General features: G+C 69.4%; 14 protein-coding genes and 1 pseudogene. 9 read left to right on the forward strand and 6 right to left on the reverse strand.

Translation table 11 applies throughout. From position 1 onward, the window contains the following. Positions 1 to 8 precede the first annotated feature (8 nt). The 7 genes from KO481_RS37055 (at position 9) to KO481_RS37085 (ending at position 8226) form a co-directional block, all read left to right on the forward strand. Entirely contained in the window at positions 9 to 1058 is a 1050-nt protein-coding gene (locus KO481_RS37055) for an ABC transporter substrate-binding protein (protein ID WP_215923209.1), read from the forward strand. Positions 1059 to 1164: 106 nt separating this feature from the next. Beyond that, positions 1165 to 2604 (forward strand): proline--tRNA ligase, encoded by a 1440-nt coding sequence (proS, locus tag KO481_RS37060; RefSeq protein WP_215923210.1) that lies wholly within the window; start codon positions 1165 to 1167, stop codon positions 2602 to 2604. A 192-nt stretch (positions 2605 to 2796) separates the two neighbouring features. Then, on the forward strand, positions 2797 to 3573 hold the full coding sequence (locus tag KO481_RS37065) for a sulfotransferase family protein (protein ID WP_215923211.1): 777 nt from the start codon (positions 2797 to 2799) through the stop codon (positions 3571 to 3573). A gap of 132 nt (positions 3574 to 3705) precedes the next feature. Further along, a complete protein-coding gene (locus tag KO481_RS37070) occupies positions 3706 to 5178 on the forward strand; it encodes an amidase (protein ID WP_215923212.1) in 1473 nt (490 codons plus the stop codon). A gap of 291 nt (positions 5179 to 5469) precedes the next feature. Then, positions 5470 to 6585 (forward strand): alcohol dehydrogenase catalytic domain-containing protein, encoded by a 1116-nt coding sequence (locus KO481_RS37075; protein ID WP_215923213.1) that lies wholly within the window; start codon positions 5470 to 5472, stop codon positions 6583 to 6585. A gap of 257 nt (positions 6586 to 6842) precedes the next feature. Then, entirely contained in the window at positions 6843 to 7598 is a 756-nt protein-coding gene (gene dapB / locus KO481_RS37080) for a 4-hydroxy-tetrahydrodipicolinate reductase (RefSeq protein WP_215923214.1), read from the forward strand. Positions 7599 to 7734: 136 nt separating this feature from the next. Further along, positions 7735 to 8226, forward strand: a complete 492-nt coding sequence (locus KO481_RS37085; RefSeq protein WP_215923215.1) for a hypothetical protein — start codon at positions 7735 to 7737, stop codon at positions 8224 to 8226. Between the two features lie 174 nt (positions 8227 to 8400). Here the strand turns inward: KO481_RS37085 and puuE are convergent, their stop codons facing one another. From puuE to KO481_RS37105, 4 genes are all read right to left on the reverse strand, one after another. Further along, on the reverse strand, positions 8401 to 9309 hold the full coding sequence (gene puuE / locus KO481_RS37090) for an allantoinase PuuE (protein WP_215923216.1): 909 nt from the start codon (positions 9307 to 9309) through the stop codon (positions 8401 to 8403). Positions 9310 to 9435: 126 nt separating this feature from the next. After that, positions 9436 to 10644, reverse strand: coding sequence for a DUF6986 family protein (locus KO481_RS37095; protein ID WP_215923217.1), 1209 nt, complete (start codon positions 10642 to 10644; stop codon positions 9436 to 9438). Positions 10645 to 10769: 125 nt separating this feature from the next. Continuing rightward, on the reverse strand, positions 10770 to 11510 hold the full coding sequence (locus KO481_RS37100; protein ID WP_215923218.1) for an aspartate/glutamate racemase family protein: 741 nt from the start codon (positions 11508 to 11510) through the stop codon (positions 10770 to 10772). A gap of 141 nt (positions 11511 to 11651) precedes the next feature. Next, positions 11652 to 12125, reverse strand: a complete 474-nt coding sequence (locus tag KO481_RS37105) for a MarR family winged helix-turn-helix transcriptional regulator (protein WP_215923219.1) — start codon at positions 12123 to 12125, stop codon at positions 11652 to 11654. 133 nt (positions 12126 to 12258) lie between these two features. On the opposite strand from KO481_RS37105, the pseudogene KO481_RS43655 reads away from it, so the two are divergent. Next, positions 12259 to 13659, forward strand: a pseudogene (locus KO481_RS43655) (MFS transporter); the annotation flags it as partial. A 201-nt stretch (positions 13660 to 13860) separates the two neighbouring features. Then, positions 13861 to 14634, forward strand: a complete 774-nt coding sequence (locus KO481_RS43660) for an MSCRAMM family protein (protein WP_372452178.1) — start codon at positions 13861 to 13863, stop codon at positions 14632 to 14634. An 11-nt stretch (positions 14635 to 14645) separates the two neighbouring features. Here the strand turns inward: KO481_RS43660 and KO481_RS37115 are convergent, their stop codons facing one another. Both KO481_RS37115 and KO481_RS37120 read right to left on the reverse strand, forming a co-directional pair. Further along, positions 14646 to 15428, reverse strand: coding sequence for a siderophore-interacting protein (locus tag KO481_RS37115; RefSeq protein WP_215923221.1), 783 nt, complete (start codon positions 15426 to 15428; stop codon positions 14646 to 14648). A 28-nt stretch (positions 15429 to 15456) separates the two neighbouring features. Beyond that, positions 15457 to 16029: a PadR family transcriptional regulator gene (locus KO481_RS37120; RefSeq protein WP_215923222.1), complete on the reverse strand. Its 573-nt coding sequence runs from the start codon at positions 16027 to 16029 to the stop codon at positions 15457 to 15459. Between the last annotated feature and the right edge of the window lie 163 nt (positions 16030 to 16192).

A 16192-nucleotide genomic window follows, 5' to 3' on the forward strand; every position in this document is an offset into this window, starting at 1 on the left:
GACCTCGAATGTCGATCACGCTCAACCATGCCCTCCGAACCCTCGCGCTGGCCGCGGCCGTGACCACCCTCGCCGCGTGCGGCTCGTCCGGCGCGGGGACGGCCAAGCCGCTGGCCAAGACCTTCGGATCGGCGAATCATCCCGAATGGAGCAACTACACCTTCACCATCGGCGACAACGGCGGGGACGGCAGCGAGGGCCTTGCGGCGCTCACCGGCGTCTTCGACAACGCCCCGTACAAGGTGAAGTTCGCGCGATTCACCTTCGGGCCGCCGCTGGTGCAGGCCGCGGCGTCCGGCGATCTCGACCTGGGCAGCGTCGGCGACGTCCCCCCGATCACCGGGGCCGCGAAGGAGTACGGGTTCAGCATCGTCGGGGTGTCGCGGTATCTGGATCCGACGCAGGCCGTCGAGAACATCCTCGTGCCGAAGGGCTCGTCGATCCATAGCGCGCAGGACCTGCGCGGCAAGAAAATCGCTGTGCCCCAGGGCAGTTCCGCGCACGGGCTGGTCCTCAACGCGCTCGCGAGCGCCGGGCTGACTCCGGCCGACGTCCAGCTGGACTTCCTGGACCCCGCGGCGGGTGCGACGGCCTTCGCGAGCGGGAAGGTCGATGCGTGGGCGATCTGGAATCCGCAGTCCGCCTTGGCGATCAAGCAGGGAGCGCGCGCACTGGTCAAGGGACTGCCGCCGCTGGATCAGACCAGCAACTATTACGTCGCGCCCAACCGGGACCTTGCCGATCCGTCGCGACGTGCGGCGCTCACCGACGTCTTCCAGCGTCTTGCTGCGGAATTCTCCTGGGGTGCAAAGCATCCCGATCAGCTCGCGCAGGTGATCGCCCGGGAGGACGGCATCCCGCTCGCCGACGCCAAGGCGGTGCTCGCCGAATACGAATTCCACGTGACCCCGGCGCAGCAGTCCGACATCGACGCCGAGCAGCAGCTGGGCGATGCATTCCTCGAGGCGGGGCAGATCGATAAGTCCGTCAATGTCGCGCAGATAACGCAGAACATTCTCCCCGCGGGGTACGACAGCGCGAATACCGTGGGCAGTTGATCGGTCCCGGCGCGATGACCTCGGCGAACCCGGCTGGAACGGGGCGCCGAACTCGCGCCGAAAACGTCTCGCATCCGGACAGCCGGGCGCAGTACTGTCTCGGAACATGGCAAGGGATGAGCGCGGTGTCACCGCCCAGAGCGAGGATTTCTCAGCCTGGTACAACGAGGTCGTCTTCAAGGCGGGTCTCGTGGACCGCGGCCCGGCCAAGGGCACCATGGTCATTCGACCGTACGGGTACCGCCTGTGGGAGCGGTTGCAGTCCGAGCTCGACCGCCGCATCAAGGACACCGGCCACGAGAACGCGTACTTCCCGCTGCTGATCCCGCAGAGCTACCTGAGCCGCGAGGCCGAGCACGTCGAGGGCTTCTCCCCGGAGCTTGCCGTCGTCACTCACGCCGGGGGCAAGGAGCTCGAGGAGCCGCTGGTGGTGCGGCCCACCTCGGAGACGATCATCGGCGAAATGATGGCCAAATGGATCGACTCCCACCGCGATCTACCGCTGCTGCTGAATCAGTGGGCGAACGTGGTGCGCTGGGAGATGCGGCCGCGAATGTTCCTGCGCACCACGGAGTTCCTGTGGCAAGAGGGGCATACGGCGCATGCGAGCGAGGCGGACGCCCGCGGCGAAACCATGCTCGCACTGGACATCTACCACGAGGTGGCCCGCGAGCTGGCCGCGATGCCGGTGATCGCGGGGGAGAAGACGCCGGGCGAGCGGTTCGCGGGCGCGGTGGCGACCTTCACCATCGAGGGCATGATGCGTGACGGCCGCGCGCTGCAGGCGGGCACCTCGCACTACATGGGAACCAACTTCGCGACCGCGTTCGACATCCGCTACACCAGCGATGCGGGCCGGGATGAGCTGTGCCACACCACATCCTGGGGCATGAGCACGCGGATGATCGGCGGCATCGTGATGACCCACGGCGACGACAAGGGCCTGGTCTTCCCTCCGCGCCTGGCGCCGCATCAGGTGGTGATCGTGCCGATCGTGCGCGGTGATGATACGACGGTTCTCACGGCCACCGACGAGCTCGCCCAGCGTCTGCGAGCGGCCGGGGTGCGTACCCACGTCGATGCCCGCACACAGGTCACGCCCGGCTTCAAATACAACGAGTGGGAGATGCGCGGGGTGCCGATCCGGCTCGAGCTCGGTCCCCGGGATCTGCAGGCGGGCACCGTCATGCTGGTCAGGCGCCTGGGGCGGGACGGTAAGGAGGCCGTGCCGATTGATACTTTGCCGCAGGCAATGCCCGCCATCCTCGATGAGTTCCAGGCGTTCCTGCTGGCCCGGGCCACCGAGTTCCGTGACGAGCACACCCGCACGGTCGAGAGCTGGGACGAATTCGCCGAGGCGGTGTCGACCGGATGGGCCGTCGCGCTGCACTGCGGCATACCCGCGTGCGAGGAGGACATCAAATCCGTCACCGCGGCCACCCCGCGCTGCATACCGCTGGAGGGCCCGGCGGCGACCGGTGCCTGCGTGCGATGCGGGGCGGCATCGGCATACGGCAAGCGCGTCATTTTCGGTCGCGCCTACTAGGGTTGCGCCCGATTTCGGCCTGTGCGTGCTCGCTTCATGAAGACCGCGCCGAATCTTCCTATGGCATGGGAAAAGTGACACGAACCGCACGGCCGAATTCGTGCTGTGAGGTTTCTGGGTGAATGCTGAGGTGTTTCTCGAGGTCGTCGGTGAGTGGCGCATCCTCGGAGGTCAGCACGGTAATCTGACGAAATGTCGTCTCCGCTCCTTGTTCTCGGCGCTGGTCAGCGCTGCGGAAGCACGCTGCTGCAGCGCTTGATCTCCTCCCATCCCGACGCGTTCATCTGGGGGGAGCAGCGCGGGCATCTGGCGAATATTCTCGAGGCGGTGGAGGGCCTGCGCGGCCACAACGAACAACGCGGCTGGGGCGGGCGGGACGAATTCGCCAAGCAGGGCTATCAGGGCTTCATGGCCAACCTGATGCCGGAGCAAGCCGTGGTAGACGAGGCGTTCGAGGCGTTCTGCACCCGCCTGTTCGCTGCGGAGGGCGCGCGGGTCTGGGGCTTCAAAGAGGTGCGGTACGACCTGCGATTCGCCGAGGCGTTGCGGCGGTACCTCCCGGGCACCCGGGTGATCTTCGTCGTCCGGGATCCGCGCAGCGTGCTGTGCAGTCTGGACGAATGGGAGCAGACCGATTGGTGGACGCGCGCGAAAACCCAGGCCACGATCAACAATTGGCAGCGGATCGCCGCCTCGTTCCAGCAGGAGACCGCGCTTCCGGTGCTGACCCTGCGCTACGAGGATTACACCGCCGATCCGGCGGGCACGGCGCGGCGGGTGGGCGCGTTCGCCGGTCTGGATCCGGCGGGCTTCGATCTGTCGGTCTTCGACCGCAAGGTCCACAACCTCGGCGCCGAGGGGCACCGCGACCTGCGCGAGTGGAGCGAACTTCCGCTCGCGCTGCGCGCCCTGCTGTACGACGAGCCGATCCGTTTGGCCGCCAAGGCCTACGACTACTGGATCTATTAGGCGATCCGCCGAATCGGTTGTCGCGGTACAGAGTCACGCGCTGAGCGGGACCCGGTCTTGCCGGGATCGGGAAAGGCGTTCAGGCTGGACCGGGTACGGTCCGGGTGGCCGGGCGCAAGGAGAGGTACCGCGGTGGACATCGATGACACGTCGTCCGTTGACGGCACCGGAAATGGTTCCGCGGCAGGGGATTCGGAGTTGTGTTTCAGCTCCGCGCGAGAGCTGGCCCGGGCGCTGCGCGTGCGGCAGGTGTCAGCGACAGAGGTGGTCCGGGCGCATCTGGCGCAGATCGAGCGCGTCAACCCGTCGGTCAATGCCGTTGTCACGCTGGTTGCCGAGCAGGCCCTCGAGCAGGCGCACGCGGCCGACGAGCGGCTGGCCGCGGGGCTTCCCGTCGGGCCGCTGCACGGAATTCCGATGGCACACAAGGATACTCACGATACCGCCGGAGTCCTGACCACCTACGGGTCGCCGGTGTTCGCGGCGAACGTGCCCGCGCGCGACGAACTGGTGATCGAGCGGCTGCGCGCGGCCGGGGCCATCGCGTTGGGCAAGACGAACGTGCCCGAGTTCGCCGCGGGCTCGCACACGGTGAACCCCGTCTTCGGTGCCACCCGCAACCCGTACGATCCGGGGCGATCGGCGGGCGGCAGCAGCGGTGGGGCCGCGGCGGCGCTGGCCTGCGGCATGCATCCGCTGGCCGACGGCAGCGATATGGGTGGGTCACTGCGCAATCCGGCTTCGTTCTGCAACGTGGTCGGGCTGCGGCCCTCGCCGGGACGGGTCCCGAGCTGGCCCGTCGCGGACGGCTGGTTCACCCTCGCTGTGCAGGGACCGATGGCGCGTAGCGTCGGCGACGTGGCGCTGCTGCTGTCGGTCCTGGCCGGGCCCGATTCGCGCAGCCCGATCGCCCTCGGCGAGCCCGGCACGGATTTCGCGTCGCTGGCCCTCCGGGAGCCCCGCGGGCTGCGGGTGGCGTGGACGCCGGACCTGGGCGGGGCGGTGCCGGTGCAGCGGGAGGTTCGCGAGGTCGTCGAATCCGCCGCGCGTGTGTTCGAGGGGCTGGGCGCGATCGTCGAACCCGGCTGCCCGGACCTGACCGGCGCCGACGAGGTCTTCCGCACCCTGCGCGCGGCCAACTTCGCGCTCGGACTCGGGTCGCTGCTGGACGAGCATCGCGAATTACTCAAGCCGTCGCTGATCTGGAATATCGAGGCCGGACGGTCGCTGACCGGGCAGGAGATCACCCGCGCCAAGCAGCTGCACACCGCGCTGTTCCACCGGGTGCGGGAATTCTTCGACCGCTACGACGTCCTGCTCGCACCGGTCAGCCAGGTCGTGCCGTTCGACATCGACCTGGAATATCCCGGCGAGATCAACGGCGAACCGATGCAGACGTACCTGGACTGGATGCGCTCGGCGTATCTGATCAGCGCCACCGGCTGCCCGGCTCTGTCGGTCCCCGCCGGATTCACCCCGGGCGGGCTGCCCGTCGGGGTGCAGATCGTGGGTCCGCATCATGCGGATCTGGCGGTGCTGCAGGCGGGGTATGCGTTCGAGCAGGAAACGGGGTACGGGCGGGTGCGGCCGGGGGTGGTCGGCTAGCGGCGCGCGGTATTCGGAGGGGGCTGTTGCGGTCTGTCCGGCAATCGGTCCACAACCGTGCCCGCATCGTCACGCCAGCTGTGCTCAGAGGCGACATCGCTGGTACGACAGCCGGATCGGTCAAGACAGACTCTGCCGCTGACGGATCGATGTAAGCCGACTTTTGGCGAACCCGGTCCTTCGGGCGAGCGGGGCGGGTCGGGTGCGGGCGGCGCGAACGACGGGGAGTTGGGTGCGGGGATTGTGCAGTGGTCATGCAGCAGGGGGTTGGTGCGGGGTAGCGTTTCGCTCATGAAGATCCGTGGTGCTGTTCTGGAACGCATCGGTGCGCCCGCGCCGTACGCCGAGTCGACCCCGCTGGTCGTCGGGGAGCTGGAGTTGGGGGAGCCTGGTCCCGGCGAGATTTTGGTGCGGATCGAGGCGGCGGGGCTGTGCCACTCGGATCTGTCAGTGGTGGACGGGAATCGGGTGCGGCCCGTGCCGATGCTGCTCGGGCACGAGGCGGCCGGGCGGGTTGAGCGGATCGGGTCCGGTGAGAGTGACCTGCAGGTGGGGCAGCGTGTGGTGATGACTTTTCTGCCGCGGTGCGGAGAGTGTGAGGGGTGTGCGACCAACGGCCGCACACCGTGTGTGCCGGGCAGCGTCGCGAATAATGCTGGGGAGCTGCTGGGTGGTGGGCGGCGGCTGTTGCGGGGTGAGGAGACGATTCAGCATCATCTCGGGGTGTCCGGGTTCGCCACGCATGCGGTGGTCGACCGGCGCTCGGTAGTACCCGTCGACGACGACGTGCCGCCCGAGGTGGCCGCGGTGCTGGGCTGTGCGGTGCTGACCGGCGGTGGGGCGCTGCTGAATTCGGCGAAGCCGGGGCCGGGGGACCGGATCATGGTGGTCGGGCTCGGTGGGGTCGGAATGGCCGCGGTGCTGGTCGCCGCCTCGCTCCGCAAGGACCTGGGCAGCGAGGTGATCGCCGTCGACACCCTGCCCGAAAAGCTCTCGCTGGCAACCGAACTCGGCGCGACGCAGGTGTACACCCCGGCGGAGCTGGCCGAACGCGGCATCGTGGCGGAGGTCGTGGTGGAGGCCGCGGGCAACGTGCGCGCCTTCGAGACCGCGGTCGCGGCGACGGCCGCGGGCGGCACCACGGTCACCGTCGGGCTGCCCAATCCCGAAGCACGCGCGAGCATTTCGCCGCTCGGCCTGGTCGCTCAGGGTCGCTCGATCGTCGGCAGCTACCTCGGCTCGGCCGTCCCTGCCCGCGACATCCCCGAATACGTGCGGATGTGGCGCGAGGGCCGGCTGCCGGTCGAGCGCCTCGTCTCCTCGCGGCTGCGGCTCGAGGACATCAACCACGCGATGGACGAACTGGCTGCCGGACACGGGCTGCGGCAGGTCATCGTCTTCGACTGAGGGCCGGCAGTGCCGGTTGCGGGCGACCGGCCCGGTATGGAGTTGGGATTGGCGGGCGTAGTGCAGCTCGTAAGCGGACAGATGACAGCGCATCGGCCTGGGCCGGAGTAGGCCGGCGGTGGCGGCGCTGTCCGGCCCGTCTGTGCGTGGTCGCCGGGTGAGACCTGCGGCACTTCCGGACGGACGGTGTCCGGCTCGCGTTACCGCGAGCAGTAGGCTCTGCGGAGACTGTCGGCCGGGCATGTGAGGAGATCAAGGTGAGTGCGGACCGGATCCGGGTGGGTGTGCTCGGCGCGCTGGGCAAGGTGGGGCAGGCGGTGTGCGCGGCGGTCGAGGCGGCGCCGGATCTGGAGCTGGTCGCGGGCCTGGACAAGGGGGACCGGCTCGAGGGCTTCACCGAGGTGGGCGCTCAGGTGGTCGTCGACTTCACGCATCCGGATGTCGTGATGCCGAACCTGCGGTGGCTGGTCGAGCACGGAATCCACGCGGTCGTCGGGACCACCGGATTCGACGAGGCCCGCCTGGCGCAGGTGCGCGGCTGGCTGGCCGACCGGCCAGAGGTCGGCGTGCTGATCGCGCCGAACTTCGCGATCGGCGCGGTGCTGTCGATGCGATTCGCCGAGCAGGCCGCCCGCTGGTTCGATTCGGTCGAGGTCATCGAGCTGCATCACCCGAACAAGGCCGACGCGCCGTCGGGCACCGCCTACCGCACCGCCGGAATCATCGCCGAGGCCCGCAAGAACGCGGGCGTCGGGCCGAGCCCGGACGCCACCAGCACCGAACTCGACGGCGCTCGTGGCGCGAGCGTCGACGGCGTGCGGGTGCATTCGGTGCGCCTGGCCGGGCTCGTCGCCCACCAGGAGGTGCTGTTCGGCACCCAGGGCGAGACGCTCACCATCCGTCACGATTCCCTCGACCGCACCTCGTTCACGCCCGGCGTGCTGCTTGGTGTGCGGCAGATCGGAGCGCGGCCGGGCCTGACAGTCGGGCTCGACCCGCTGCTGGACCTGTGAGCGTGAATGTGCCACAGGCACAACGACATCGGCTCGTTGAGCACACAGCCCAATGTCGGTGCCGTGCTGACTCGTGCGGGCGTTCGATGAGTGCCGTTCGTGTATCCCCGGTCGGAGCCGATGAGGAGGTGCGGCGATGACCGCTGCTACCGATAACAACCGCCAGCTGCTGAAGGTCATCGGGTTCATCGCGTTCCTGGTGATCGCGCTGGCGTTCTACTTCCTGCTGCTGGGCCGGATCGCGGTGGCGCTCATCGCAACCGGGAAGGCCGCCGCCGTCGCGATGGGCGTCGGCGTGCTGATCCTGCCGATCATCGGCGTCTGGGTGGTCGCGACGAGTATCCGTGCGGCCCTGGCTCATCAGCACCTGGCCCGCCGGATCCACGCCGAGGGCGGCGAGCTGGACGTGTCCGAGCTGCCCCGCCGTCCCTCGGGCCGCATCGAAAAAGATGCCGCCGACGCCCTTTTCGAACAGGTCAAGCGGGAATGGGAAGCCGCCCCGGACGATTGGCGCACCAACTACCGCGCCGCCCGCGCCTACGATTACGCGGGCGACCGGACCCGCGCCCGCGAAACCATGCGGCGGGCCGTCGCGCTGGAGCGTGCCGAGCGCGCGGCGCGGAACTGAACCGCTTCACCGTACTTCGCTCGGTGTCGGCCGAATCATCTGCTCTGGCAACGAGAATCATGGGACATCGAGGGCCCCGCTGGCCGGGCGGCCCTGCTGTCGCTCGGCCGCGAAGCCGAGCCGGTCGGCAACGGTAAGGCTGACGATGCCGGCTCGGCGAGGGCAGGTCGAGTCTCAGCCCCGCGGCGGGTGCACCTTCGCCCAGTGCTCGGCGATGTCGATCCGGCGAGCCAGCCAGACCTTGTCGTGGGACTGGACGTGGTCGAGGAAGCGTTCCAGGGCGCGGGTGCGGCCGGGGCGGCCGACCAGCCGGCAGTGCAGGCCGACCGACAGCATCTTGGGTGCTCCGGCCGCGCCCTCGGAGTACAGGACGTCGAAGGCGTCGCGCAGGTAGGCGAAGAACTCGTCGCCATTGGCGAATCCGGCGGGGGAGGAGAACTTCATGTCGTTGGTCTCCAGCGTGTACGGCACCACCAGGTGGTCGGTGTCGTGCACGCGGGTCCAGTACGGCAGGTCGTCGGCGTAGGAGTCCGAGTCGTAGGTGAATCCGCCGTGCTCGACCACCAATTCGCGGGTCTGCGGCGAATCCCGGCCCGTGTACCAGCCGCGCGGCGGCTCGCCGAACAGCTCGGTGATGATGCGCACCGCCTCGGCCATATGCTTGCGCTCGGTCTCGGGATCGGTCAGCTGGTACGACACCCAGCGCAGGCCGTGGCAGGCGATCTCGTGACCCAGGCGCTTGAATGCGGCCACCGCCTCGGGATTTCGCTCCAGCGCCCGCGCCACCCCGAAGATGGTGAGCGGGATGTCCCGGCTCTCGAAGGTCCGCAGCACCCGCCACAGGCCCGCGCGCGAACCGTACTCGTACAGTGACTCCATGCTCAGGTGGCGGTTCGGAAATGCCTGGGCCGGAACCATTTCCGAGAGGAATGTCTCCGACGCCTCGTCGCCGTCCAGGACGCAGTTCTCCGAGCCCTCCTCGTAGTTGAGCACGAACTGCACGGCGATGTTCGCCTCGCCGGGCCACTGTGGATGCGGTGGATTCGGCCCGTAACCGACCATGTCGCGGGGGTATTCACTCATCACTGCTCCTCGTTACTGTGCCGTGGTCCGGGTGCCGCCGCCAACACGCGAACCTTGTGCTACCGCGTAATTCGATGTCGATCAGAGCCGTCGAAGCTAAGGGCGCGGTGAAACCGGCTGCGCCGCTCACGATGTCGGCAACTTCCGGTCCCGCAGCTGGTGCAGCACCTCGACGGTGGCCGCAGGGACCAGCGCCGTCACGTCCTCCGGTCCGAAGGCGCCGCAGTCCAGCCCGCGCAGCACCACCGTGGCCAGCGCCTGCGCGGTCGCCGGCTCGTCGACGACGGCCCCGCCCTGACGCTGCAGGTAGCGGTCGATGCGGGGAGCGGCCGCGGTCAGCGCGCCCCGGAAGAAGGTGAAGGTCGCCAGCCAGCGTGTCACCAGGTGGCCGGGATGCATGTCCCAGCCCTGGTAGTAGCCGCGCTCGAGGGAGCGGGTGACCAGGCGGAAGTGCCGGTTCAGCGCCGCGGGCGCCTCCGCGCCCACGGGCAGCACCTGGGTCGAGCCGTCGCACACCCACACCCCGGTCTGCGCGGCCGCGGCCTGCATGACCGCCTTGGCGTGGTCGGCGACCGGATGCTCGAGCGACTGGAACTGCGGGGAGATGCCGCAGGCCGCGCTGTAATCGTAGGTGCCGTAATGCAATCCGGTGCAGCGCCCGGCCGAGTGCGCGATCGCCCGCGCCACGGTGGCGGTGCCGTCGGCGGCGATCACCGCCTGCGGGCTCTCGATCTGCAGCTCGAAACGCAATGCGCCCGAGGCCAATCCGTGGGCCTGCTCCAGCGCCTCACACACCTGCACCGCGACGTCGACCTGTTCGACCGCGCGCAGCTTGGGCACGGTGAAGACGAATCCGTCGGGCACGCCCCCGGCGCCGTCGAGCACCCGCTCCAACGTGCGGATCGCGCGGTCGTATTCGGCAGCGGTCAGGCCCTTGGTCCGGATGCCGCGGGAGATGACGGTCGCGGGCAGCGCGGCGAGCACCTCACCGGCGCGGGTGGCGTCGCCGTCCTCGACCTCGCCGCCGCGGGTGCCGTAGCCATCCTCGAAATCCAGCCGAAGATCCTGAATCGGGCGCTGTGCCAGCGTGTTCCGCACCCGGCTCACCGAGTCGGCCCCGGCCAGCTCCGTCAGCAGGTCGGCGTGCCGGTCGGCCAGTTCCAGTGCGGCCGTACCCCATTCGTGGGGGAGATCCTTGGTGGCGTCGGCCGCACACACATACGCGGTGTGAATCGGCTGACCGGGCCGGTCGCCGGGATACCGACGGTTCAGCTCGGCATCGACGGCCCGCAGGCGTTCGCCGACGCTACCCAGGAATTCGGCGGGCACTGTCATCTATCGTCTCCTTCGCCGGCGACCTCGGCCGCGCAGATCGATGTATCCAGCGCGGAATCGGCCCGATGCGTCGTCGACGGCCGGTGGTCGGTCGCCGGCGCGGCTCGGGAATTCCGCGGGCAGCGTCATCGATTATCTTCCTCGATGCCGAAGCCGGACAGCAGTCCGGTGTAGTGCTTGGGCAGGGGCGCGGCGAACTCGCCGCGCCCCGACTTGCGCAGCCCGAGGGTGACCAGCGACTGCACCGTCAGCGTGGCCGCCGCGACCCCGTCGATGACCGGCACGCCCGTCTCCTGCGTCAGGTACGCGCACAGATCGGCCATGCCGGCGCAGCCCAACACGATCGCCTCGGAGCCGTCCGCGGCGATGGCCTCCCGGCAGGCTTCCGCGATCACGCCGCGCACCTTCGGATTCTCGAGCTCGAGCACCGGAATGTCGGTGCCGTGCACACCGAGGCAGAACCGTTGCAGCCCATAGCGTTCCGCCAGATCCACTGCCTGCCCGGCGGTGCGGGCCAGGGTGGTGACGACGCTGAACCCCCGGCCGAGATGGCTCGCGGCGTGCATCGCGGCCTCGGCGATGCCGATCACCGGCCCCCGCGCGAGCTCCCGCGCGGCGTACAGGCCCGGATCGCCGAAGCAGGCGATGACGTACCCGTCCACACCCTCGCGCTCGCCCCGGGCGATCTCGGTGAGCAGGCCGGGCGCCGCCAGCGCCTCGTCGTAGTGGCTCTCGATCGAGGCGGGTCCCATGCTCGAGGTGACCGACTCCACGACGGTGCCCGCACCCGCGACCGCGCGTGCGCACTCGTCGATGACCGCGGTCATCGTGGCGGTGGTGTTCGGGTTGATCACGCGGATTTTCATGGCGTCGCGGCACGCTTCCGATCGAACGGCCCCGCGCGAGCGGGTCTGACTCGCGCGACGGTACCCATCCGGTGTTGCCTGATTGTTGCATGAATTGTATATGTTGCCCGGCGATTACCCTGACCTGCGGCGATCGTACGGCTACCCGGCCGGATGCGCTGCGGATTCCGTACGCGGCCAGGGGCTTCCGGCCAGTGCCTCGATGCCGTTGTTGAATCGGCGCAGGTAGGCGGCGAAGGTGGCGACGTCCTCGGCCGGCCAGTCGCCCAGCACCCGGGCCATGCCCTGGACGTTGGCCGTGCGCGCGGCTTCGAGGCGGGCCCGCCCGGCCTGGGTGAGCCGGAACTTGCGGGCGATACCGCCGTCCGGATCGGCGATGCGCTCCACGAGCCGGGCGCGCAGTAGCACCCCGGTCTGGCGGTTGAGGGTCGAGGCATCCAGTCGCAGCGCATCGCTGAGCTGACGGATCGACAGCGGCCCGGCGGCCGCCAGCCGGCTCAGCAGCAGATATGCGCTGCGCTCGAGCAGGCCGTTCGCGCTCCGGAAGTGCGGATTGAGGGTGTACCTGCTGAGCAGCATGGTCTCGAATTCGACCAGGTCCATGGGTCCATCCATACGCGGAACCCCTTTCGTTCGCCGCGGGTGCACATCGCCGCGCATCGCCCAATTGTGCATTCGGCAATTGTTGTGCACCTAGCACTCGATATGCATAATACACACAGAGGCATAACTCTCGAGGGAGAACGACGTGGCCGAAGAAGAACCCGCCGCCAGGTCCGGCGGCATCCTGGCGGTGCTGGCGATTGCCGGCATCGTCGCGTCGCTGACGCAGACACTGGTCATCCCGCTGCTGGGGCAGCTGCCGCAGCTGCTGCACACCTCCACCGCGAACGCGACCTGGGTGGTGACCGCGAGCCTGCTCGTCGGCGCGGTGGTGACGCCGGTGGCCGGGCGGCTGGGCGACCTGTACGGCAAGCGGACCGTGCTGATCGGCTCGACGGTGCCGCTGATCGTCGGGTCCGTCGTGTGCGCGCTGTCCTCCTCACTGTGGCCGATGGTCATCGGGCGCGGCCTGCAGGGCATGGGCGTGGGCATCATCCCGGTCGGCATCGCCGCACTGCGCGATCTGCTGCCGCCCGCGCGGCTCGGCTCGGGCATCGCGCTGATCAGCTCGTCGCTGGGAATCGGTGGCGCACTGGGGCTTCCGCTGTCCGCGGCGGTGGTGCAGTACAGCAACTGGCGGGTGCTGTTCTGGGGCGTCGCGGTGGCCAGCGTCGTGGTGGCCGGGCTGATCTACTTCGTGCTGCCCAAGACGCCGCCGGTCGGTGGGCACGGCCGGTTCGACGTCGTGGGCGCGGTGGGGCTGGGCGCCGGACTGGTCTGCCTGCTGCTCGGGGTGTCCAAGGGGGGCGACTGGGGCTGGGGCAGTGGCGGGATCATCGGGCTGTTCGTCGGCGCGGTCGTGGTGCTGCTGCTCTGGGGCTGGTGGGAGCTGCGCATCGCCGCACCGCTGGTCGATCTGCGCACCACCGCTCGCCCGCAGGTGCTGATGACCAACGTCGCGTCCATCATGGTGGGCGTCGCGATGTACTCCTCGTCGCTGATCCTTCCGCAGCTCATGCAGCTGCCCACGATCACCGGATACGGTCTGGGACAGTCGATGATGGCGATGGGTCTGTACATGGCCCCCGGCGGCCTGATGATGATGCTGGTCTCGCCGGTCAGCGCCAAGCTGTCGGCGCTGCGCGGGCCGAAGGTGACCCTGGCCGTCGGCGCGCTGATCATGGCCGCCGGGTACGGCCTGTCGATGGTGCTGATGGGGCACGCCTGGTCACTGATGCTCGTGACGATCATCGTCAGCTCCGGCACCGGATTCGCCTACGGGGCAATGCCCGCGCTGATCATGAGCGGCGTGCCGCAGTCGGAGACGGCCGCCGCCAACAGCTTCAACACCCTGATGCGCTCGATCGGCACCTCGACGGCGTCGGCCGTCATCGGTGTCGTGCTCGCGCAGATGAGCATCACCCTTGCCGGGCACAGCATTCCGACCAAGAACGGATTCCGGACCGGTCTGCTGATCGGGTGTGGTGTTGCGTTGGTCGCCGCGGTTGTCGCGATGGCCATTCCGGTCCGCCGGGCGGTCACGGCGCGGCATGCCGCGGGCGCTGTTGCGGTGGGTGAGACCGGACCCGTTGCGGCCGAGGATAGCTCGTCGGAGACGAGAGATTCCGCGGCGCCCTTCGCGGCGCATGCGGCAGCCTCCCCCGGGCGTGCGGCCAGCGGTGTAGCGCGGCCCGTCGCTTCGTCGAGCCGGGCTCTACCCGCCGACGGCCCAGTGGTTTTCGGCCGCGTGCGGGATGCGAGTGGCGTTGTGCCGGGCGCGACCCTGACACTGATCTCGATGTCGGGCCGGCAGCTGGGCCGGGCGGCGACAGGGGTCGACGGATACTACGAGCTGACTACCCCGTCCGCGGGATCCTATGTACTGATCGCCTCGGGCCCAGGGCGGCGCCCGGACGCCACCACCGTCACTCTCGGCTCGCGGCCGGTCGCCTGCGATGTGCTCCTGACCGGCATGGGGGAGCTCACCGGAACCGTCACCCGCACAACCGATCGCGACCCAGTGCCCGCCGCGCGCGTGGCGGCGCTGGATCCGCGCGGGGAGGTGCTGGCCTCGGCCGAGACCGACATCCTGGGCCGGTTCGGCCTCACCGAGCTGCCCGAGGGAGATTTCATTATCGCGGTGAGTGCCATGGGTTTTCATCCCACCGCGATGCCCGTGCGGGTGAGCGGGTCCGGCGTGACCGAGATCGAGGTGTCGCTGCGGCCGGGTACCCGTCTGGGCGGGGTGATCCGGGGACGCGACGACCGTCCGCTGCACGACGCCCAGGTGACGCTGATGGATCCGGCCGGGCAGGTCGTGGACACCGTGACGACCGGCCCGGACGGCACGTACCTCTTCGGGAATCTGGACGACGGCGAATACACCGTGGTCGCCAGCGGCTATGCGCCGGTGGGGGTTTCGGTGAACGTCCGGGGTGCGGTCATGGGCGGTGTGGACGTGCAGATGAGCCACGGTGTCGCCGGCGCGCTGCCGGCGGTGGCGACGGCACGGCTCGACTAACAGCCGAGGTTTCAGTCCATGCCCCGCTTGCCCGGAGCCCAGAAGGGTTTGGTGCGAACGGCACGGCGGGGCCAGAGGCGCTCGGAGACCAGGTGTTTGGTGATCATCTGGATGGTGCGGGCCTCGCCGGCAAGGTAGGCGGCGCCCGGGGTGGGTGGGAGCGCGAGGTCGCGGATCGCTTCGAGCAGCGTCTCCGAGCCGGCGGCCGACGCACTTCCGCGCAGGGGTCGGGACAGGTCGGTGGCGCGGGAAAGGGGGAGACGGTCTGCGGCGGTGGCGGTCTCGATCGCGCCGTGGATGGGGACGTCCTCGGGAATCGCGCGCAGCATGGGGCCGAATGCGACCGCGGCGGTCTCCTCGCCCGCGAACAGGTGATAGGGCGCATCGTCGCGGAGCGTGAATGAGCCCTCGGGGCCGCGGAATCGAACCTCCTGACCGACCTGCGCGGTGCGGGCCCAGCGTGCGCCGGGGCCGTCGCCGTGGTCCAGGACGCACAGGTGCAGCTCGCCCGCGTCCGGGTCGTGGTGCCACACCGAATACGTGCGCAGCTCGCCCATCCGGGCCACTGGGTTGCCCGTCTCCGCTGTGCCGGTGGCGATTCGAAGCTGCTGGCCGGGAATCCAGGTGAGGCCGCGCAGTTCCGGGCCGCCGAGGCGCAGGCGGATGGTGCGGGCGGCGATCCGCTCGATCTCCAGGATGTGGGCGGTGGTGAAGAAGCGGTCCAGGAGCCGGTCGCCGAGACCGCGCGCCTGGCGGTGGGGTGCAGACTGGGTGGGAATTCCGGTGTGCGCCATGGGATTACCTTCGTCGTGAGGTGATTGGCTAGTCGGGCCGCCGACCGCGGCGGCGACGATCGTGATGGTGTTCGTGATGCAGACGCTTGGCCTCGGCCTTGAGGTCCTGCAATTGCCGTGTGGCCGTGGCCAATACGTCGCGCACCTGATCGACGACCGCGGGATCGCCGTGTGAGTGCACGACCGCCGAGACGGCGGTCTTGAACAAACGCAATGCGGGACCGATGATCTCGGCCGCATCCGGATCGCGGAACATGCCCCAGTCGCCGCGCTCGGCGGCCCGGGTCCAGATCCGGTCGATCCCCTCCTCGTGCGCGGCGACCTCGGCCCGGCCCGGCCCGGTGGGATGGAATACCTTGCGGCCGCTGTCGATTTCGAGTTCGACCAGGCCCTCGTCCTCGAGCTGCTGCAGGGTGGGATACACCGCGCCCGCGCTGGGGCGGTACGCCCCGCCGCACCGATCCTCGAGCCGCGACATCAGCTCGTATCCGTGGCCGGGCTGCTCGGTGATCAGCGCCAGCAGGGCCAGTCGCAGCTCGCCGGGCCCGAAGAAGCGCCCGGAGCCGGGCCCGCCGACCTCGGCGGAACGTCGTGGACTCACCATCCCAAGATATATCTTAAGATACATCTGAAGCAAGAGGTGATTGAGCCGTCGGTGCGGGACCCGGCGAGTGCGGATCCGCCCGCGCAGGGTGGTTCGGCGTCAAGGCCTGCCGTGCGGAATGCCGACCGGACGAGTCGGCCGGAGGAATCCCCGCGGGCGA

Source organism: Nocardia albiluteola (assembly GCF_018860155.1).
Taxonomy (GTDB): Bacteria; Actinomycetota; Actinomycetes; order Mycobacteriales; family Mycobacteriaceae; genus Nocardia; species Nocardia albiluteola.

Coding starts and splice junctions, on each gene's coding strand:
- KO481_RS37055 (WP_215923209.1), top strand. CDS start 9: ATGTCGATCACGCTCAACCATGCCCTCCGAACCCTCGCGCTGGCCGCG.
- proS (WP_215923210.1), top strand. CDS start 1,165: ATGGCAAGGGATGAGCGCGGTGTCACCGCCCAGAGCGAGGATTTCTCA.
- KO481_RS37065 (WP_215923211.1), top strand. CDS start 2,797: ATGTCGTCTCCGCTCCTTGTTCTCGGCGCTGGTCAGCGCTGCGGAAGC.
- KO481_RS37075 (WP_215923213.1), top strand. CDS start 5,470: ATGAAGATCCGTGGTGCTGTTCTGGAACGCATCGGTGCGCCCGCGCCG.
- KO481_RS37085 (WP_215923215.1), top strand. CDS start 7,735: ATGACCGCTGCTACCGATAACAACCGCCAGCTGCTGAAGGTCATCGGG.
- puuE (WP_215923216.1), bottom strand. CDS start 9,309: ATGAGTGAATACCCCCGCGACATGGTCGGTTACGGGCCGAATCCACCG.
- KO481_RS37095 (WP_215923217.1), bottom strand. CDS start 10,644: ATGACAGTGCCCGCCGAATTCCTGGGTAGCGTCGGCGAACGCCTGCGG.
- KO481_RS37100 (WP_215923218.1), bottom strand. CDS start 11,510: ATGAAAATCCGCGTGATCAACCCGAACACCACCGCCACGATGACCGCG.
- KO481_RS37105 (WP_215923219.1), bottom strand. CDS start 12,125: ATGGATGGACCCATGGACCTGGTCGAATTCGAGACCATGCTGCTCAGC.
- KO481_RS37115 (WP_215923221.1), bottom strand. CDS start 15,428: ATGGCGCACACCGGAATTCCCACCCAGTCTGCACCCCACCGCCAGGCG.